The organism is Sulfitobacter sp. S190, assembly GCF_025141935.1.
Lineage (GTDB): Bacteria > Pseudomonadota > Alphaproteobacteria > Rhodobacterales > Rhodobacteraceae > Sulfitobacter.
Genome location: NZ_CP081120.1, coordinates 2728089 through 2748335 on the forward strand (window position 1 = coordinate 2728089; position 20247 = coordinate 2748335).

Annotated in this window: 16 protein-coding genes; 4 read left to right on the plus strand and 12 right to left on the minus strand. The window is 62.2% G+C overall.

The features are described 5' to 3' along the window. Window positions 1-44 precede the first annotated feature (44 nt). The gene (locus K3756_RS13690) at window positions 45-1667 is read left to right on the plus strand and encodes a pyridoxamine 5'-phosphate oxidase family protein (protein ID WP_259988288.1); all 1623 of its coding nucleotides are present in this window, start codon (window positions 45-47) and stop codon (window positions 1665-1667) included. Here K3756_RS13690 and K3756_RS13695 read toward each other — a convergent pair. Then, window positions 1664-2593 carry a LysR family transcriptional regulator gene (locus K3756_RS13695; RefSeq protein ID WP_259988290.1) on the minus strand — a complete coding sequence of 310 codons (930 nt, stop codon included), beginning with the start codon at window positions 2591-2593 and terminating at the stop codon, window positions 1664-1666. The genes K3756_RS13690 and K3756_RS13695 overlap by 4 nt on opposite strands. A gap of 102 nt (window positions 2594-2695) precedes the next feature. Between K3756_RS13695 and K3756_RS13700 the strand changes: the two genes are divergently transcribed. Then, the gene (locus K3756_RS13700) at window positions 2696-3679 is read left to right on the plus strand and encodes a sterol desaturase family protein (RefSeq protein ID WP_259988292.1); all 984 of its coding nucleotides are present in this window, start codon (window positions 2696-2698) and stop codon (window positions 3677-3679) included. 204 nt (window positions 3680-3883) lie between these two features. Then, window positions 3884-5119, plus strand: a complete 1236-nt coding sequence (locus K3756_RS13705) for an aminopeptidase P family protein (protein ID WP_259988294.1) — start codon at window positions 3884-3886, stop codon at window positions 5117-5119. A gap of 37 nt (window positions 5120-5156) precedes the next feature. Here the strand turns inward: K3756_RS13705 and K3756_RS13710 are convergent, their stop codons facing one another. The 6 genes from K3756_RS13710 to K3756_RS13735 form a co-directional block, all read right to left on the minus strand. After that, complete coding sequence (locus K3756_RS13710; RefSeq protein ID WP_259988296.1) at window positions 5157-8732, minus strand: hydantoinase B/oxoprolinase family protein; 3576 nt, start codon at window positions 8730-8732, stop codon at window positions 5157-5159. A 66-nt stretch (window positions 8733-8798) separates the two neighbouring features. Beyond that, the gene (locus K3756_RS13715) at window positions 8799-10082 is read right to left on the minus strand and encodes a TRAP transporter large permease (protein WP_259988298.1); all 1284 of its coding nucleotides are present in this window, start codon (window positions 10080-10082) and stop codon (window positions 8799-8801) included. Window position 10083: 1 nt separating this feature from the next. Then, on the minus strand, window positions 10084-10647 hold the full coding sequence (locus K3756_RS13720) for a TRAP transporter small permease subunit (RefSeq protein ID WP_259988300.1): 564 nt from the start codon (window positions 10645-10647) through the stop codon (window positions 10084-10086). Window positions 10648-10714: 67 nt separating this feature from the next. Continuing rightward, entirely contained in the window at window positions 10715-11752 is a 1038-nt protein-coding gene (locus tag K3756_RS13725; RefSeq protein WP_259988303.1) for a TRAP transporter substrate-binding protein, read from the minus strand. Between the two features lie 22 nt (window positions 11753-11774). Next, the gene (locus tag K3756_RS13730) at window positions 11775-12587 is read right to left on the minus strand and encodes a putative hydro-lyase (RefSeq protein WP_259988305.1); all 813 of its coding nucleotides are present in this window, start codon (window positions 12585-12587) and stop codon (window positions 11775-11777) included. A gap of 89 nt (window positions 12588-12676) precedes the next feature. Next, the gene (locus K3756_RS13735; RefSeq protein ID WP_259988307.1) at window positions 12677-13558 is read right to left on the minus strand and encodes a LysR family transcriptional regulator; all 882 of its coding nucleotides are present in this window, start codon (window positions 13556-13558) and stop codon (window positions 12677-12679) included. A 115-nt stretch (window positions 13559-13673) separates the two neighbouring features. On the opposite strand from K3756_RS13735, the gene K3756_RS13740 reads away from it, so the two are divergent. Next, window positions 13674-14282, plus strand: a complete 609-nt coding sequence (locus tag K3756_RS13740) for a TetR/AcrR family transcriptional regulator (RefSeq protein WP_259988309.1) — start codon at window positions 13674-13676, stop codon at window positions 14280-14282. On the opposite strand, the gene urtE is transcribed toward K3756_RS13740, so the two are convergent. From urtE to urtA, 5 genes are all read right to left on the minus strand, one after another. Next, window positions 14279-14974, minus strand: coding sequence for an urea ABC transporter ATP-binding subunit UrtE (gene urtE, locus K3756_RS13745; RefSeq protein WP_259988311.1), 696 nt, complete (start codon window positions 14972-14974; stop codon window positions 14279-14281). The two genes, K3756_RS13740 and urtE, sit on opposite strands and share 4 nt — an antisense overlap. Beyond that, on the minus strand, window positions 14967-15716 hold the full coding sequence (gene urtD / locus K3756_RS13750; RefSeq protein WP_259988313.1) for an urea ABC transporter ATP-binding protein UrtD: 750 nt from the start codon (window positions 15714-15716) through the stop codon (window positions 14967-14969). The genes urtE and urtD overlap by 8 nt, the downstream gene beginning before the upstream one ends. Further along, window positions 15713-16879, minus strand: a complete 1167-nt coding sequence (urtC, locus tag K3756_RS13755; protein ID WP_259988315.1) for an urea ABC transporter permease subunit UrtC — start codon at window positions 16877-16879, stop codon at window positions 15713-15715. The genes urtD and urtC overlap by 4 nt, the downstream gene beginning before the upstream one ends. A gap of 3 nt (window positions 16880-16882) precedes the next feature. Then, complete coding sequence (gene urtB, locus K3756_RS13760; protein ID WP_259988317.1) at window positions 16883-18823, minus strand: urea ABC transporter permease subunit UrtB; 1941 nt, start codon at window positions 18821-18823, stop codon at window positions 16883-16885. 76 nt (window positions 18824-18899) lie between these two features. Next, window positions 18900-20180: an urea ABC transporter substrate-binding protein gene (urtA, locus tag K3756_RS13765; protein WP_259988319.1), complete on the minus strand. Its 1281-nt coding sequence runs from the start codon at window positions 20178-20180 to the stop codon at window positions 18900-18902. Window positions 20181-20247: the final 67 nt, after the last annotated feature.

Below are 20247 nucleotides of genomic sequence, written 5' to 3' on the forward strand. Positions count from 1 at the left end.
CGCCACGGGGCAGCGGCACCCCACCCCCATCCGGAGGACCGACCATGCAAGATATTGATACCCCCTTTCACGCAGGCGAAATCGAAGCGCAAAAACGCGCGGGCGCGGGCGATGTCGCGTCATGGGCCGCCGGGTTCATCCGCGATGCCATGCCCGACCAGCACCGCGCGTTTTTCAGCAATATGCCGTTCCTCGTCACATCAGGCGAGGATAGCGCCGGTTTCATCTGGACGACCCTCATCGAAGGACGCGACGGGTTTATCGAATCTCCTGATCCACGCCGGCTCACACTCGACACAGCCATCGATGCGCGCGATCCGCTGGCTGCGGCCTTCAACGCGGGGGCTGACATCGGCGTATTGGGGATCGAACTGGCCAGCCGCAGACGCAATCGCATGTCGGGCACCATCCGCCCCGAGAACGGCAGCTATGTCATCGATGTTCGACAGAGTTTTGGCAATTGTCCGCAGTACATCCACGAACGCACATGGCGGCGCGTGACCGATCATACTCCCGCCGACGCGCTGAGCGGCGATCATCTTACGCCTTCCCAGAGTGCGCTGGTGCGGGGGGCCGATACGCTTTTTATCGGCAGTGGTCACACCGGGCGCGGGGATGCCGCGTCTGACGGTTTCGATGCCTCGCACCGCGGAGGCGCGCCGGGGTTCGTCGAGGTGGCGGCCCCTGACCGCCTGCGCATTCCCGATTATGCGGGCAACAACTTTTTCAACACCATCGGCAATCTGATGACCGATCCACGGATCGGGCTGGTATTTGTCGATTTCGCCACGGGCGGTCTGCTGCACGTCAGCGGGCGCGCACGGGTGGACTGGGCCCCGTCGGGGATGGACAATCCCGCCATCCGCCGCATGATCGACGTGACGGTGGAGCGTGTGATCGAGCGGCCCGCAGCGCTCTCGCTACGCTGGGCCGCCGATGACGCGGACCTGCGCACGCTGATCGTCCAGCGGAAGGTGGTCGAGGCCGACGGTCTGACATCTTTCTATCTTGCCGCAGCCGATGGCGACGCGCTTGCCCCGTTCGAGCCGGGACAGCATCTGCCCGTCGAACTGGCGGTTCCGGGCGCGGCTGAACCGGTACGGCGCAGCTATTCGCTTTCAGGCCCTGCAGATGCAAAAACCTATCGCCTGACGATCAAACGCGAGGACAAAGGCACCGCATCGCGCTTTTTGCACGACAACATTGCGCAGGGCGACACCATCGCCGCGCGGCGGCCCTCGGGGGATTTCGTGGTTCCCTGCAGCACCTGCCCGCTGGTGCTGGTAAGTGTCGGCGTCGGGCTGACGCCGATGCTCTCGATCCTGCACAGCGTCGCGTCGGAGCAGACAGACAGGCCAGCATGGTACGTCCATGGTGCGCGGGACGGTGCGCAGCACGCCCTTGGTGACGAGGTCACTCAACTGGCCGCGATGCGCGACAACATACACGTGCACACCGCCTACAGCCGCCCGCGCGACACCGATCTGACCCACGATCAAACCGGCCGGATCACCGCACAATCGCTGCTGTCGCTGGGTGCGGGCCCTGACGCGCAGTACATGCTTTGCGGGCCTGCGGCCTTTCTGTCGGACATCCGCACAGGCCTTGAGGACGCAGGAGTGCCTGCCGGTAACATCCACTTCGAAACCTTCGGGCCCACCGGCTAGGCCTGCGGGGGCGGCACCACGGTCGCAAGGCCAGCGCCCCCCGTGCCGAAATGGGCACGACAGGCCGCGGCGAAATCCGCCACCACGCGACGCGGGCGGCTTTTGTCATATCCGACCGACAGGGTCAGCGGCGGCAGCGGATCGGCAATCGGAACGGCCACAACCCTATCCGCCGCATAGGTTTCGGTACTCAGGGGGTGCATGTTCAGGATGGCACAGCCACGGCCCGCCCCCACAAGGCTGCGCACCATTTCGGTCGAATTGGCATAGGCCGCGATTTCGAGGTCGTGCGCGTCCAACAGGCTTTGGTAGTAGCCCGATACAACAGGGCGGTTGAGGACAATCATCGGCTCACGCGCGATCTGCGCCAGCGATACGGCCTCCAGCTGCGCCAACGGATGTGACAGGGGCAGCAGACAGTAGGGCGGCGCCTGCACCAACGGATCAAAGGCCACCGCAGGCTGCGCGACATCGCTGACGAAAAGGATCGCGTCATACGTCCCGTCCAGAAGACCGCTTTGGGCGGCATCATTGTCGCATGCGTCCAGATGAAGATGCAGGCCGGACCCGTCGGCGGTGATCTGATCCAGAATGCGGGGCAGAAAGGCGGGGGCGATCGGCGCGTAATACCCGATGCGCAGCGTACCGCCTGCCCCATGTCGCAAATCAGCGCCCTGAACCATGACCGCGCGGTATTCCTCCAGCAGCCGGTCAATCTTGGCGGCGACGACACGCCCGCTGGCTGTGGGCTGTATCCCGCGGGCGCGCTGCCGTGTGACCAGCGTCAGGTCAAACGCGGCCTCCACCTGATCGATGGCTGCCGATACGGCCGATGCAGCGATATTCAGCTCGGCCGCCGCGCGGGCGATATTGCCGTGGCGCAAGGCGGCCGTGAAATAGGTCATCGCCTTGAACGACAGGGACATCATAACCTCTGATTTTCAGATGAAGCTGGACGATAAAAACTGTTTTTCACAGACAGGCCAACCTGTCAAACTGGGCTCGACCACGCACAGAAAGGCTTGGCAATGGAAGATGCACCACTCAAGGGCTGGAACCACACGCCCGCTGTCCCGATCAAGGTATCGCCGTTTTTCTCATGGCCGCCGCAACCGCGCGAGATGGCAGCATGGGTGTGGAATTCGTGGTTCCTCATCACCGAAAAGCTGATCATCGTGGGCATTGCGCTGGTGTCCTTCCACTGGTTCCAGCCCCCGCTCGAGCAGACGCGCACGCTCTCGATCGACTGGATCGCGCAGATGTATCTGCGAAATCTGGTGTTGATGACTGCCGTTGCAGGCGGCCTGCACCTCTATTTCTACAGCTTCACGCGGCAGGGCAAACATCTGCGCTACGATCCGCGCCCGCTGATGAAAAACGGAAAACAGTTCAGCCTCGGCGGCCAGATCCGTGACAACATGTTCTGGACACTGGCCAGCGGCGTGACGGTGTGGACGGCCTATGAGGTGCTGATGTTCTGGGCGATGGCCAACGGCTATGCCCCGATGCTGACATGGGCCGCGCATCCCGTGTGGTTCATCGCGTTGTTTTTCCTGATCCCGATCTGGGAGAGTTTCTATTTCTACTGGATCCACCGTTTGCTGCATGTGCCGTTTCTATACCGCCACGTCCACGCGCTGCATCACCGCAACATCAACGTCGGGCCTTGGTCGGGGCTGTCCATGCACCCGGTCGAACACGTCATTTTCCTCGGATCGGTGTTGATCCACTGGGTCGTGGCCGCGCATCCGGTGCATATCCTCTTCCATCTGCAATACTATGCCCTGACAGCCGCCACCACGCACACCGGCTTCGAAGGGCTGGTGGTCAAGGACAAGAACCGCCTCGCACTGGGCACCTTCCACCACCAGATGCACCACCGCTATTTCGAGTGTAACTACGGATCGCTCGAAATTCCGTGGGACAAGCTCTTTGGATCGTTCCACGATGGGACACAGGCCGCCGATGCGATGATCCGCGAGCGGCGGCGCCGGATGAACACACCCACCTGAGCCGCCGCGCACAAAAAGCTTGATTGCTGCGATATCTTGCGCCTAAGAAGTGCGCAGGGAGCGGCGATGGCGTCGCCTCCGGCAATGCGCCGGACAAGCTCCCCACCCCATCCTGAACGCCGGGATCTTGCTTTGCCGTTGCACACGGCGGGGAAGGTCAAAGCCCTTCCTGTTCGTGTCGCATGGCCTGAACAGGAGCTTACGATGGACGGAAATTCCACCCTTCGCACAGATACTTCCAACCGCCCGACCCAGTACCGGTTTCACCAGGGCGACAAACAACTGCCCTTTGCCGATACCGAATATGAGGCCCGGCTTGCCGGATTGCGCCGGATCATGGCCCGCGACGGTATCGACGCCTGTGTGCTCACCTCGATGCACAACATCGCGTATTATTCCGGGTTTCTTTATTGCGCCTTCGGGCGGCCCTATGCGCAAGTGGTCACGGCAACCCAGACGGTCACCATCAGCGCGGGCATCGACGCGGCACAGCCGTGGCGGCGCGGCTACGGCGACAACATCACCTACACCGACTGGCAGCGGAACAACTACTGGCGCGCCATCGAGACGGTGACGGGAAAGCAACGCGTGATCGGCTATGAAGGCGACCATCTTGCCACGACGCAAATGGGACTTCTGACCGAGTTCTTGAACCCTGCGCGCACGATTGACATTGCCCCTGCGACGATGACCCAGCGGTGCCACAAATCGGCAGCTGAAATCGCGTTGATCCGGGCCGGTGCGGCGACTGCGGATGTGGGCGGGTACGCCATCCGCGATGCAATCCGCGCAGGCGCCCGCGAAATCGACGTGGCAATGGCAGGGCGCGATGCGATGGAGCTCGAGATTGCCCGCCGCTTTCCCGACGCGGAATACCGCGACACATGGGTCTGGTTCCAGTCCGGCATCAACACCGACGGTGCCCATAACCCCGTCACCAGCCGCGCCCTGATGTCCGGCGACATTCTGAGCCTCAACACCTTCCCGATGATTTCGGGCTATTATACCGCATTGGAGCGGACGCTTTTCGTCGACAGCGTTGACCCCGCGTCGCTGGCCATCTGGGAGGCGAACGTCGCCGCGCACGAACTGGGGATCAGCCTGCTTAAACCCGGCATGTCCTGTGCGCAGGTCACCCACCGGATCAACGCCTTTTTCGAAGAACGTGACCTGCTGCAATACCGCAGCTTTGGCTACGGCCATTCGTTCGGCGTGCTGAGCCACTACTACGGCCGCGAGGCCGGGCTCGAACTGCGCGAAGACGTCGATACGGTTCTGGAACCCGGCATGGTGATTTCGATGGAACCGATGTTGACGATCCCCGAAGGGATGGCCGGTGCAGGCGGATACCGCGAACACGATATCCTGATCATCACTGAGGACGGCAACGAAAACATCACCGGCTTCCCTTACGGACCCGAACACAACGTCGTCGGATAGGGCACGCGCACCCGAAAGACCGGGCGCGCACGATCGCCTATTGGGCGCGCCCGAACCCGCCACCGCCGGGGGTGTGCATGACAAAGACATCCTGCGCGTCCAGCTCGGCCGCATCGTTGCCCTGCAAGGCTTCGGTGCGTCCGTCAGCGCGGGCAATCGCATTGATGCCCACCTGACCGGGTGCACCACCCGCACAGCCTTGCGGCGCACAGACGCGGTGCGATGACAGCACGGTCACGGTCATCGGCTCCAGAAACCGCAGGCGTCTGACAATGCCATCACCGCCGTGGTGTTTGCCCGCCCCGCCCGAGCCGTGTCTGATGGAAAACTCCTCGACCCGCACCGGAAACCGCGTCTCGAGCACTTCGGGATCGGTCATCCGCGTGTTGGTCATATGGCTGTGGACCGCGCTGGTGCCGTCGAAGTCGGGACCAGCCCCCGTGCCTCCGCAGATGGTCTCATAGTTCTGCATCTCTGCGTTGCCATAGACGAAATTGTTCATCGTTCCCTGACTGCCCGCAATGACGCCCAATGCCCCGTAAAGCGCATCGGCGATTGCCTGGCTGACCTCGGTGTTGCCCGAAATGACCGCCGCCGGTGCCTCGGGGTTGATCATCGACCCCTGCGGCACGATCAGCGACAACGGTTTCATGCAGCCTTCGTTCATGGGGATGTCACTGCCCACAAGCGTGCGGAAGACGTAGAGCACCACCGCGCGGCAAATGGCGAGCGGCGCATTGTAGTTCAGCGGGGATTGCGCCGATGTGCCGGTGAAATCAATCGTGGCACTGCGCGCCGTGCGGTCAACGGTGATCGCCACACAGATCTGCGCGCCCCCGTCCAGCGGATAGGTGAATGCGCAGTCGTGCAGCACATCGAGCACCCGCCGCACGCTTTCCTCGGCGTTGTCCTGCACATGACCCATATAGGCGTGCACCCCGTCGATGCCGAATTGGGCGGTGATCTTGCGCAATTCCGCGGCCCCCGTTTCGTTCGCCGCGATCTGGGCGGCCAGATCGGCCATGTTCTGATCTACGTTGCGGCAGGGATAGGGGCCGGAGCCCAGCAATTCACGCGCGGCGGCGTCTTGCAACACGCCTTGGGAGACCAGCTTGAAGTTGTCGATCAACACGCCCTCTTCGGTGATGCTGCGGCTGTCGGGCGGGGCGGAACCGGGTGTCTTGCCGCCGATATCCGCATGGTGCCCCCGCGAGGCGACCGTATAGATGATCCGCGTGCCGGTATCGTCAAAGACCGGCGTGATCACCGTGACGTCGGGCAAATGGGTGCCCCCGTTGAAGGGGTTGTTCATCATGAACACGTCGCCCGGGCGCACGGTGCCCGCGTTCTGCGCCAGAATCGTACGCACGCTTTGCGACATGGAGCCCAGATGCACCGGCACGTGCGGCGCGTTCGCCACAAGATCACCGTTCTGGTCAAAAATCGCGCAGGAGAAATCGTAGCGTTCCTTGATGTTCACCGAATAGGCCGTGTTGGCCAGCGTTGCCCCCATCTGCTCGGCGATGGACATGAACAGGTTGTTGAACACCTCGAGCATCACCGGATCGACCTGCGTGCCAATCGCCTCTGCGCGGGACAGCGGCACGGTGCGGCGCAGCATCAGGTTGCCGCCCGCTTCGCAGGTGGCCTCCCACCCCTCCTCGATCACATTGGTCCCGGTCGGTTCGGTCACGATGGCCGGTCCGCTGACCTTTTGGCCAACGCCCATACCGGCGCGGTCCACCAACGGCACCTCGCGCCATGTCTGACCGGTGTAAAGCGTCGCCCGCGCGGGGGTGGCACCGTCCGCGACGGGATCGGGCAGGGAAACGGTCTCGCCGGTCTTGCCCGCAGCCTCCACCACCAGCATATCGATGATCAGCTGGTCCGTGCGCGGCAAAAACCCGAACCTTTGGCGGTGCGCCTCCATGAAGGCGTCCTGCATCACCTGTGGTGTGTCAAAGGCGACAGCAAGGCTGCGTTGAGCATCGGCCGGGCGAATATGCACGGTGCGTGTGGTGTCAATATCGGCCCTGTCGACGCCCTGCTCCGCCACTTCTTGCACAGCCGCGGCCTCCATTTCCGCCAGCGCATCGGTCACACCTGCATCTTGCAGATCGCCTTCGAACTGGCGCTCCCGCATGGCGCTTATATCCGCAAGCCCCATGCCAAATGCCGACAGCACGCCCGCATAGGGGTGGATGAATATCTGCTCCATACCCAAAGCGTCGGCCACCAGACAGGCGTGCTGCCCGCCTGCCCCGCCAAAACAGTTCATCGTGTACCGCGTCACGTCATAGCCACGCTGAACGCTGATCTGCTTGATTGCGTTGGCCATGTTTTCAACCGCGATGCGCAAGAACCCTTCGGCCAGTTCCTCGACCGGCTTGGCGCTGCCCATTTCGGCGGCCAAGGCTTCGAACCCCGCGCGAACGGCCTCGACGTCCAGCGGCTCGTTCCCGTTCGGGCCGAAAACGCTGGGAAACTGGTCCGGTTGCAGCTTGCCCAGAAGCACGTTGCAATCCGTCACGGTCAGCGGCCCGCCCCTGCGGTAGGCGGCAGGCCCGGGGTTCGCCCCCGCACTTTCGGGGCCGACCTGCATCCGGCCATCCCGAAAGCTCAGGATCGATCCGCCGCCTGCGGCAACGGTGTGGATCGACATCATCGGCGCACGCATCCGCACGCCCGCGACTTCGGTATCGAATGACCGCTCAAAGCGGCCTGCGTAATGGCACACATCGGTCGAGGTACCGCCCATATCGAACCCAATCAGCTTCTCGAGGCCCAGATCGGCGGCGGTGCGCACCATGCCCACAACCCCGCCCGCAGGCCCCGACAGGATCGCATCGCGCCCGTGAAACATCCGCGCGTCGGTCAGGCCGCCATTGGACTGCATGAACATCAACCGCTCGCAGCCCCCCGCCCCGGTGCCCAGCGCGGCAGAGACCTGATCGACATACCGGCGCAGGATCGGCGACAGATAGGCATCGACCACCGCCGTGTCGCCGCGGCCCACCAGCTTGATCAACGGGCTGACCTCATGGCTCAGCGAAATCTGCGTAAATCCCACGTCACGGGCCAGCGCACCGATGCGTTGCTCGTGCGCCGGGTTGAGATAGCTGTGCATCAATGCCACCGCGACAGAACGGTACCCCGCATCGAAGCGCGCCTGCAGCGCGGCCCGCGCCGCGTCACCGTCCAGCGGGCGCACAGTGGTGCCATCCGCGGCCAGCCGTTCGTCGACCTCAACGGCGTCATCGTACAACAATTCGGGCAGCTCGATATTCAGATCGAACAGGCGCGGCCGGTTCTGGTATCCGATCCGCAGAAGATCGCGCAGCCCATTGGTGATGAACAGCGCCGTACGGGTGCCTTTGCGCTCCAGCAACGCGTTGGTTGCGACGGTCGTGCCCATCTTCACGGCTGCAATGGCGCCGCGCGGAATGTCCTGCTGCGCCTCGAGCCCCATCAGCTCACGCACCCCCTGCACCGCTGCATCGGCATAGCGTTCGGGGTTCTCGGACAGGAGCTTGTGCGTGCGCAATGACCCTTCGGGGGTGCGCGCCACGATATCGGTAAAGGTGCCACCGCGGTCGACCCAAAACTGCCACATGATAGAGTTCCTCTGTTTGCCGGCGGCGCCGACATTAATTGTGTAATGGATTGCCGGAATTTCCCGTCAGTAAAAGAGCGACGGCAGCCAAAGCGCAAGTTGCGGGAAAACCAGCAACAGCCCCAGCATCACGAACATCGTGACCACAAAGGGCAGCGCGCCCCGGATCACGTCGATCATCGGCCCGGCCTTTCGGATGCCCTGAACGACATAGAGGTTGATACCGATGGGCGGGGTAATCAGCGCGGTCTCCAGCAGGACCATCAGCAAAATCCCGAACCACACCGGATCAAAACCCAGCGCCACCACGATGGGCGTGATCAGCGGCGCCATCGTCAGCAGCATCGAGAGGGTCTCCATAAAGCATCCGATCAGGATCAGCACCGCCACGATCATCAGCATCGTCTGCATCGGCGTCCAGCCGAGCCCGGTGACAAAATCCGTCAGAGCCTGCGTCAGACCGATGATGGACAGGACAAAGTTGAGAAAGACAGCCGCAATGATGATCAGCATGATCATCGCGGTGGTGCGCATCGTGCCCTCGATCGCCATCCGCATCATGCTGATGGACATTTTCCCGTTGAGCGTGGCCAGCAGCATCGAGGCGACCACACCCAGCGCTGCCGCTTCCGTCGGCGTGGCCCAGCCCGCATAGATCGAGCCCACGACCACCAGAAAGATCCCCAGCGGCGGGATCAGTGACGGCAGCGCGCGCAGCCGCTCCCCCCATGTATAGAGCAGCTTTTCACCGCCCCAGCCGGGCTTGATCAGGCAGGCCACCACAACCGTGGCCATGAACAGGGCGGCCAGCAGGAAACCGGGGATAAAGCCGGCAAGGTAGAGTTCCGGCACCGAGGTGTTGGTCAGCAGCCCGTAGAGGATCAGGTTGATCGACGGCGGGATCAGGATGCCCAATGTGCCCCCCGCGGCAACCGTGCCGAGAAACAGGCTTTCGTTATAGCCGCGCTTTTCGATCTGTGGCACGGCCACGGTGCCGATGGTGGCGGCGGTGGCCACGGAGGACCCGGATGTCGCGGCAAACAGCGCGGAGGATCCGATGTTGGAGTGCATCAGGCCACCGGGCAACCAGCCCAGCCATTTGACGATACCGTCGTACATCCGCTCGGTGATGCCCGCCCGCAGCAGGATTTCACCCATCATCACGAACATCGGGATCGCCACCAGCAGGAAATCGGTGCTGGTCTGCCAAGCCATGTCGGAAATGGCGCGGTGCAGCGGCATGGGGCTGTCGGTCCATTGCAGGATCAGGCCCAGCCAGCCAAGCGCGGCGGCGATGGGGACGGCCAGCCCGATCAGGGCCAGCAGGATCAAAAGCGTCTTGATAAGCATTTTATACCGTCTCGTCCTGAATTTGCTCGTCGAGCGATTTGACACCGATGAGTTCCTGCACCCCCTGCACGTCACCGCGCAGGAATTGGCGGATGGCCACCGCCCCGATCAGAACGCCCGAAAAGACAAAGAACATCCAACCGATCAGCCACGGCACCTGCGGGATCGCCAGCGGCACCCGCATCGGCGTGATAGACCGCGACCCGTTGTCGAGTGTGTCTCCGACCATGCCCCAGACCATCACGACCACGACCAGCGCAAAGCCGATCAGCAGCACGAGACCCAGAAAGTTGATGATCGGGCGCAGCACCGCAGGGATCACCCCCAGCAGGGCATCCACCCGGATATGGGCGCGCTCGAACAGGGCATAGGAAAAGCCCAGCGTCGTCGCCACGCCAAAGGCATATCCCGAAATCTCGTCCGCACCGCCCAGCGACACGTTGAACAATTTGCGCAACAGCACTTCGAGCGTGACAAGAAAGGCGGACAGCACAATTAATGTCCCCCCCAGCCAGGTAAGCCACAGGCTCGCCTTGCGGGTGCCGTTCAGAATCCGGTCTAGCATGTCTGGAAATCCAATCCTTGGAAGCCGCGGGGCCACACAACTATGTGCAGCCCCGCGCGGGCACCGCCTATTTAGCGGTTGCGGTCATGCCCAGAATGGGGCCTACGGTCTCGTTCCAGTTTGCTGCACATTCCGCGCCGCATCTGTCGGCCCAGCGGGCAAGGATCACGTCGTTGGCGATGGTATCGCGCAGCGCAAGATCTTCGGCTGACGGCTCTACCAGCGTCATGGAGCCTGCCTCTCCGATGTCACAGCTGCCGCCGGTGATGCACGAAATGGCGATGTCGTCCTCGGTCGCCGTTTCGGCCCACATCGCGTCATCAAGGGTCGCAATTTCGGTGGTGAGCAGGGCTTGCTGCTCGGCGCTCAGGCTGTTCCACTTGTCCATGTTCATCGCACCGAAGGCGAGCCCCCAGCCCACGCGCAGGGTGTAGGCATGCGTTGCGACCTGGTTCCAGTTCGCCGAATAGGCGGACATCGTGCCGGTGATGGCGCAATCGACGACACCCTTTTCAAGCGCAGGGATCACCTCGGAGAAGGCCACCGTGACGGACGTGCCGCCCACACCTTCGACAAAATCACCCAGCGTCGTGGAATAGACGCGGATTTTCTTGCCCTCAAGATCGGCGATCCCGTTCACTTCGCCGTTGCACCACAAGGTCTGGCTGGGAAAGGGATACAGCATCAGAAGCTTGGCATTATAGATGTCCGCGAACGCCGTCTCCAGCGTCTCGAAATACGCCTGCGACACCTTGCGCTGCGTTTCAATGTCCTGTGTCAGGGTCGACAGGTCGGCCCCTTCGAAAATCGCGTTCTCCGCGGCCACGTAGCCCGGCAGGCCAAAGGCGAAATCAAAGACGCCGTTCTTGACCAAACGCATGATCTCGAACCCCTTCAGCCCCAGACCCGATTGCGACTGGATCTTGCCGACAATCTGGCCGTCGGACGCCTCGGCCAGACGGGTGTTGAAAAACGGCTCTTCGTGCTTTTGGTAGTTGGTCAGGCTCGACCATGTGCCCACGGCGTTGAGAACCACGGGATTGTCGGCCATTGCCGCCGTAGCCGCCAGCGTCAAGGCGCCCAGCGTAGTTGTCAGTGCTTTCATCGGTTCGTCTCCTGTTGGTTTATTATGGTCTCAGAATTGTTGTTTCCGCGTCATCGGCCACATCGGTGATCAACATCGCGCCGGGTTTGTGCGTGATGCAGATGGGCAGACCCGCCCGCATGATCGCGACCTGCGGGGTCACCCCGCAGGCCCAGAACACGGGCGTTGTCCCCTCGGGCACGGGGGCGCGGTCCCCCCAGTCGGGGCGGTCCAGATCCGCAATGCCGATCTGCGCGGGGTCGCCGACATGCAGCGGCCCGCCGTGCGCCATTGGAAAGCGGTTCGAAATTTCGATGGTTTCGGCAACCTGATGATCGGGGATCGCCCGCATGCTGACCACTGTTGCCCCACCGAACGGCCCGGCGCTCACGGTGGGGATGTTGGATGCAAACATCGGCACGGTGGTGTTGTTGGCGATGTGCCACAGCTTGATGCCTGCGCGCTCCAGCGCATGCTCGAATGTGAATGAACAACCCAGCGCAAAAGCGACGAAATCATCCTGCCACAAATCGGTGATGTCCTGCGGCGCGTCCACCAACACGCCGTCGCGGTAGACGTAATAGGCAGGCAGATCCGTGCGGATATCGATATCGCGCCCCAGTGTCGTCATCTGCGGCACGCCCGTATCCGACACGCCGACCAGCGGGCATGGTTTGGGATTGCGCTGGCAAAACCGCATGAAATCCAGCGCATGCGCGGCAGGCAGAATGGCCAGATTGGCCTGCAAATTGTCTTTGCCCAATCCGGCCGTGTGTCCGGCATACGCGCAGGCACGGATTTGCGCACGCACCTGGCGTGTGCTTTGCGATTTGAGCTCTTCGAATTGCTGGTTCACGTCCGAATCCCTTTTCCCTCTGCTCAAGGGTCCGGTCGATCCGATATAAAATCAAATAGTATAAATTTGGGTTCTGATATAGAAATTTTCTATATCGCTTTTCCCGCAATCTCTTCGGCCATTTTCGCCGCCGTTTCAATCAGATGGCTGCGCGGCTCACCAAGGTAAGACGCTGAAAACCTGAGCGGTTTCGGGGTCCATCCCGGATCGAAGCGCACCAGTTTGCCATCGCGTTCCATAGGCGCCCCGAGCGATATCGGCAATGCGCCCACGGCAAGACCGGCCTCGACCATGCGAAAACATGACGACAGCGACGACGACGGGAACATCGAGACATCGGGGCCGAACCGTTCAAACAGGGCCGCGCGCAGTTCGCGGTAGGGGCGCGTGTTGCGGGCATAGGTGGCAATCGGAACCGACGACAGATCGACCGCATCCTGCGGTGATCCGCCGGGCGCTCGAAACCACGCAAGCGCCACATCCGGCAGGATGACGTTGTCGATTGTATAATCCGAAATCGGCCCCAACAGGACCGCCAGATCGATCTCGTGCCCCAAAAGCTGTTCGCGCAAATTGCTCGAAATATCGACGCTGATCTCGATCTTGAGCTGTGGAAATGCCTTGTGCAATGCACCCACAAAATCCGGCAGCCAGCTCTGCGCCACGGTCTCTGACACGCCGAGCCGGATCAACCGGTCCACCCCGCTCGCGTCGACCACATGCGCATCCACCAGTTCGGACAGATGTTGAAACTGCTCGGCGTAGTGCAGCAACATGTCACCGCGTTTGGTCAGCCGCATACCGGCGGCGGTGCGCTCGAATATGTCGGTCCCCAGCGCCTCTTCCAGCGCCTTGATCCGCGAGGTGACGGCCGGCTGCGTCAGGTTCAGCGCCTCGGACGCACGGTTGATGCTTTTGAAACGCACCACGGCCAGAAAAGTCCGCAATTGCTCCAGCTTGAGATTGGACACAGCATTCTCCGCCCCGAATAGCCACGCCGAAACCAGTACCGCGCTCGGGTGCGCATTGTCGAGCCGGTTGCGCCAGTCCGATGGACTTCAACCGACCGGGCGGTATTGTTGCGCCATGAAAGCTGATTCCACCAAAGCCCAAATCCTCGACGCGGCGATCGATCTGTTCTGGAAGGACGGATACCACGCCACCAACATGAACGCGCTCAGCGATGCGGCGGGCATGAACAAGGCGACCGTCTACCAGCATTTCCGCTCCAAGGAAGCGATTGCAATCGCCGCCGTCGGCCGCGCACTTGAGCGCACGGAAGGATATGTTTTCACCGACAGCTTTGCGCAACAGGTTGATCCGCTGGACCGGCTCGCCGCGATCTATCAGCGCATCTACGAAAGCCACACCGCGCTTTACCGCACCGAAGGCATGCTGCGCGGATGTCCGTTCGTGAACATCGGGCTGGAACTGTCGCTCTCCAGCGATGGTGTGCGCGGGGCCGTGCAACATGCCTTTGCGGTGTTCGAAGACTACTACCGTACCATCGTGACCGATCTGGCCGATGACGGTCGGCTGCTGCACGACCTGCCCGCGACCGAACTTGCCCGCGATCTGCAGGACAACATGAACGCCACGCTGACCGCCTCCAAGATCCTGCAGGACCCGGAGGCGATTGCCCGTGGGGCCGCACGCGCACGCCGGTATCTCGTGGGCGGCGAAACGCCCCGCTAGAGCGCCAAATCAGCCATCAGCGCGTCCTTGGCATAGCTGTCCCTGCCCGCCTCGCGCTTGACCCGCCCCCGTTCGATCACCACGAAATCATCCGCCAATCGGTACGCGAAATCGGCGTTCTGTTCGACCAGCACGATCGCCATCTCCCCCGCATCCCGCAATGCCTCGAGCGCGTCGCCGATCTGCTGGATGACATTGGGCTGAATACCCTCGGTCGGCTCGTCCAGCAGCAGGACACGCGGCCGTGTCACCAGCGCCCGCGCAATCGCTAACTGCTGTTGCTGCCCGCCCGACAGATCGCCGCCGCGCCGCGATTGCATATCGCGCAAGACCGGGAACAGTTCGAACAAGTGATCCGGCACGCGGCGCTGCGATTTCGGCAAGCAGGCAAATCCGGTCTGGAGGTTTTCCCAAACGCTCATCATCGCGAACACCTCACGCCCCTGCGGCACATAGGCGATCCCCGCCCGCGCCGCGTGGAATGCCGACCCCAGATGCACGCGCGCGCCATCAATCGCGACCTGCCCCCCGCTTACCGGATGCCGCCCTGACACCGCCTTGAGCAGACTCGTTTTGCCGACACCGTTGTTGCCCATCACGGCCGTGATACGCCCCGGCGCAGCGCGCAGCGACACGTCATAGAGGATCTGGCTTTGCCCGTATTTCAGGTCGATATGGCTGACTTCAAGCATGCGCGCGCCCCAGATAGACGTCGATCACCGTCTGGTTCGATGTCACATGGTCCAGACTGCCTTCGGCCAGCACCGATCCTTCGTGCAGCACTGTCACTTTGCAATCGAGCCGTCGGACAAACTCCATGTCATGCTCCACCACCACCACGGCACGGGTCCGTGCCGCAGCCTTCAGGATATCGGTGGTCTTCTCGCGCTCCTCGGGGGTCATGCCAGCGGCAGGTTCATCGACCAGCATCAGCCGCGGCTCCTGCGCCAGCAGCATTCCGATCTCCAGCCATTGCTTCTGTCCGTGGCTCAACTCTCCGGCGATCCGGCCCAGACTGTGTGCAAGACCCACGTCTTCGGCAACCGCATCGATGCGCGCCGCATTCGCAGCGGTTTTGCGGTGGCGCAGCACGGCCAGGGGCCCGCGCGGGTTTTTCAGCGCCATGGCAAGGTTCTGTCGCACGGTCTGTGCTTCGAACACCGTGGGTTTCTGGAATTTGCGTCCAATGCCTTCGCGCGCTATGCGGCTTTCGGACATGCCCAGCAAGGACACATTGCGCGCGCCCCAGATCACCCGCCCCGTGTCGGGCCTTGTCTTGCCGGTCACGATGTCCATGAACGTCGTCTTGCCGGCACCATTCGGGCCAATGATGGCGCGCAGTTCGGTCGGTGCGAAATTGATCGACAGATTGTTGATGGCGCGAAACCCGTCGAATGACACCGACACGCCGTCGACCTCCAAAAGCATGCTCATGGCTGTTTCCTCACCAGCAGATCAAACAGGCCACCGATGCCTTTGGGAAAAAATAGGGTGACCGCCACAAACGACACGCCCAGAAGGACAAGCCACCAGTCGGTCCATTGCACCGTGTAGAACCCCAGCGCGATATCCGGCGCGCCGCCGCCGGTGAACCAGCTCGACAAGAGCGATACAAACCCCGCCCCGATCACCGCCCCATAGAGCCGACCGCGCCCGCCGATCGCGACCCAAACCGCGAGATAGATCGACGCGATGGGCGCGATCTCACCGGGGTTCACGATGCCCGCCTGTGGATAGTAAAGCGCACCCGCAATCCCCGCGACGACCGCCGTGGTGGTAAACACGAACAGCTTGTAGCTCTCCACATGGTAGCCCAGAAACCGCACGCGGGCTTCGTTGTCGCGGATGCCCTTGATCACGCTGCCCATCTTGCCCGAGACGATCCACGCGAAAAACACGTAACCCGCGGCCAGCGCAAGCGCAGACGCCACGAAGAAGACCACCGATATCGTGGCTTGGCTCGTGGCCTCGAAACCGGGAATGTTCTGCAAGCCCGACAGGCCGTTATTGCCGCGCAAACCGCTGTCGTTCTGAAACAGATAAAGCGCCAGCGCCAGCGTCATCGCCTGTGTGAGGATCGACAGGTAAACCCCTGTCACGCGGCTCCGAAACGCCAGCCAGCCAAAGACGAGGGCCAAAAGGCCCGGCACCAGAACGACCATCGCCAACTGCAACAAAAGCGTATCGGCATATGCCCAGATCAGCGGAAATTCCGAGCTGCCCACCACGCCAAAAATCTGGTTGCCAATGGCGTCTGAAATCTCTGCCGGTGTGGGCGGGATGGGCTGGCCTGCAAGGCTGTCGAGCACGATCCCTTCGGTGCGCGCATACATCAGCCACATGCCGATGGCATAGCCGCCGATGCCGAAAAACGCAAAATGACCGAGCGACAGGATCCCGCAATAGCCCCACACCACGTCCATCGCGATCGCCACCAGACACAGGCACAGCGTTTTGCCCAGCGTTTTGACGAAAGAGGTCGAGATGAGGCCGACGCCCGTCACTTCGGACAGAAGCGTCACGCCGACGGTAAAGCCCGTAAGGATCACGAGGAACCACAGGACAGAAGGGTTCTGGAGAAAGAAGGAACGGTGCATCGTTTAATCCGCCGCTGCACGGCCCTTGAGCGCGACAATGCCCTTGGGCCGGAATTGAATGAACAGGATGATGAACAGGATCATGTAGGTCTGGGCCGCCAGCGTGTTCGACGGGTTGAACCACTCGATCCCCTTTTGCAAAAAGCCGATCATCGACGCACCGGCCAGTGTTCCCCACACATTGCCGACGCCGCCCACGACCACCGTCATGAAACTCTGGACGATGTAGTCGGCCCCCATTTCTGAGGTGACCTTGGCGTAAAGGCCGATCGCCACGCCCGCGATCCCCGCGATGCCGGAGCCGAACCCGAACGTCAGCATGTTGATGCGGTCGGGATTGATGCCCATCGACGCAGCCATGCCGGGGTTTTGTGTGACCGCACGCACCTCGAGCCCCAGCCGCGTGCGTTTGAGCACAAACAGGATCAGACCGAGAAACACCAACGCCAGCACAAAGATCGCGATGCGGATATAGCTGATGGCGATCACGTCGTTGAATACCAACGCCCCGTCGAGCCACTGTGGCGACGTCAGCGGACGCGCCTGTGTGCCAAAGATATTCTTCGCCAGCTGCTGCAGGGCGATCGAAATCCCGAATGTCGCCAGCAGCGTCTCCAGCGGGCGATGGTACAGGTGCCGGATGATCAACCGCTCCATCGCCACCCCAGCGCCAAAGGTGATCGCAAACGCCAGCGGCAGCGCGATGATCAGGGATACGGTATAATCCGGCACCACCTGCTGCACCACAAATCCGGTATAGGCGCCCATCATGATGAATTCGCCATGCGCCATGTTGATGACCCCCATCGCCCCGAACGTGATCGCCAATCCGATGGCCGCGAGAAAATAGATCGACGCAAGCGACAGCGCATCGAGGCCCAGATCGACCGTCTGGTTGACTGCGACGCGCGTCTCGATCTGGATCAGTGCATGGGCGGCGGCATCCGTGACCGCGCGGTCCGGCTCGTCGTAGGCCAGAAAGAACACATGCGCATCAACGGCGGATTGCTGTTGAGCGGCACTGACGCGCTGCGGCACCACGCCCTGCGCGGCTAGCGCGTCATAGGCGCGCAAACGGGCCGCGTCGGTGCCCAGCGCAGATACGGGCACGTCGGCCACGCGGTCTGCGTCAATGTTGGCGATCAGCGCCGCGCGAATGGCGTCCGCCTCCACCAACGGCGGGGCGAGCTCGGCCGCCACCAGTTGGGCGTAGGCCTGCGCGGGTGTGATCTGCGCGCCCGGCTCCAGCAATTGTGCGATATTGGCATCCTGCGGCACCGTTTGCGCCACGCCTGCGCGCGTCGACAGCACCCGGTTTAATACGGCCCGCACATCCACCGACAGATCATCGGCCAGTGCCTCAATCGATGCGATACGCACATCGGAATTTTCGCCGAACAGCGCGCCCAGCATCCCCGCAAGCCGTGCCTTCGTTGCTTGCAAAGCCGCATCCGGTTCCTCCGCGATCGAGGCCTGCAGCGGGGCCAATTGGCTGGCGTCCATGCTGCGGGCAATGGCCGCGACAGCGGCGCGGCGCTTGCCGATATCGGGATCGGACAGCTGGAACTGAACCAGCGCGTTCGAGATCGCGCGCCGTACGCCCCCGTTTGGTCGCGTTTGCGTCACGTCGTCCGGGTCGGCCTCTTGACGCGCACCTGTGTCCAAATCGTACAGGACGTATATATCGCCATCCTGCCTCTCGCGGAAGAACAGCCCGTCGCTGTCACGACGCACAATTGCGCGGTCGCGCCAGGCCTCGAGAAACGGGATCGCCTGCGGCAATCCGCTGGCCGCCAGATCGTCAAGCACGGTCCCGACACTGCGGCGGCCGGGCTTGATCACCTCTTCGGCGTGGACTTGCAAAATGTCCTGCAAACCTTGCGCGTGGGTTGCAGGGGACAGGACCAGCCACAGCGGCAGGACCAGAAAAAACAGTCGCAGCATGTATTTCAGCCCGCTGGTTGGGGGAATTGACCGGCCGCGCGCACGATGCACCACACCGTGCGCGCAGCCGGAGCGTTCAGTAGTTGGAGGTCAGCTGCACGCACGTCTGGGTTTGCGTGTTGAACATGCCGCAGCCCAGTTCTTTCCAGTCGGACGTCAGCACCGCGGAGTCGGGCAGATAGTCCGTCCACGCATCGCCCGGCACCTCTGCGGTCTGGCTGATGATGTCGAATTGCCCGTCGGCCGTGATCTCACCGATCAGCACCGGTTTCGCCAGATGATGGTTCGGCAGCATCACCGCTGTCCCGCCCGTCAGATTTGGAAACTCCTGCCCGTACATGGCATCCCGCACGGCATCGACATCGGTCGTGCCGGCATCATTCACCGCGTTCACCCACATGTTGAACCCGATGTAATGGGCCTCCATCGGGTCGTTGGTCACGCGGCTTTCGCCCATCTTTTCCTTCCACGCGGCCACCCAGGCGTCATTGGCCTCGGATTCGGCGGACTGAAAGTAGTTCCACGCCGCCAGATGCCCCACCAGATCGGAGGTATCGAGCCCCGAAAGCTCCTCTTCACCGACCGAGAACGCGACCACCGGAATATCATCCGCCGACACGCCCGCCGCGGCGAGCTCCTTGTAGAAACCGATGTTTGCATCACCGTTGATCGTGGAAATCACGCCGACCTGTTTGCCGTCCGCCCCCAAGGCCACCACATCGGCCACGATGGTCGCCCAATCGGAATGTCCGAAGGGCGTGTAATTGACGAAAATATCCTCCGCCGCGATGCCGTTGTCCTTCAGGTACGCTTCAAGGATATTGTTGGTCGTGCGCGGGTAGACATAGTCGGTGCCCAAAAGCGCGAATTTCTCGACACCCAGTTCCTCGAGAAAATAGTCAGTGGCGGGAATGGCCTGCTGGTTCGGCGCGGCACCGGTGTAGAATACATTGCGCGAGCTTTCCTCGCCCTCGTATTGCACCGGATAGAACATCAGGCCGTTCAGCTCTTCCAGCACCGGCAGCGCGGATTTGCGGCTCACCGATGTCCAGCTGCCAAAAATCACGTCGACCTCGTTCACGGTCAGCAGTTCACGCGCCTTTTCGGCAAAAAGCGGCCAGTCGGACGCCGGGTCCACCACGACCGCTTCGATCTGGCAGCCCAGCAATCCGCCCGCGGCATTCTGGTTTTCGATCAGCAGTTCCATCGTGTCTTTCAACGTGGTCTCGGAAATCGCCATCGTGCCGGACAGCGAATGCAGCACACCCACCTTGATCGGATCGGCACATTCAGCCACCCCCGCAGACGCGGTTCCCAAAACGGCTGCGACGGCAATTGCGGAAATCTTCGAATTCATAGGTCATACGCCCCCAAATATCGCTGCGGGACGTCCGATCGGGGTGCATACCCCTTACAAACCGCGA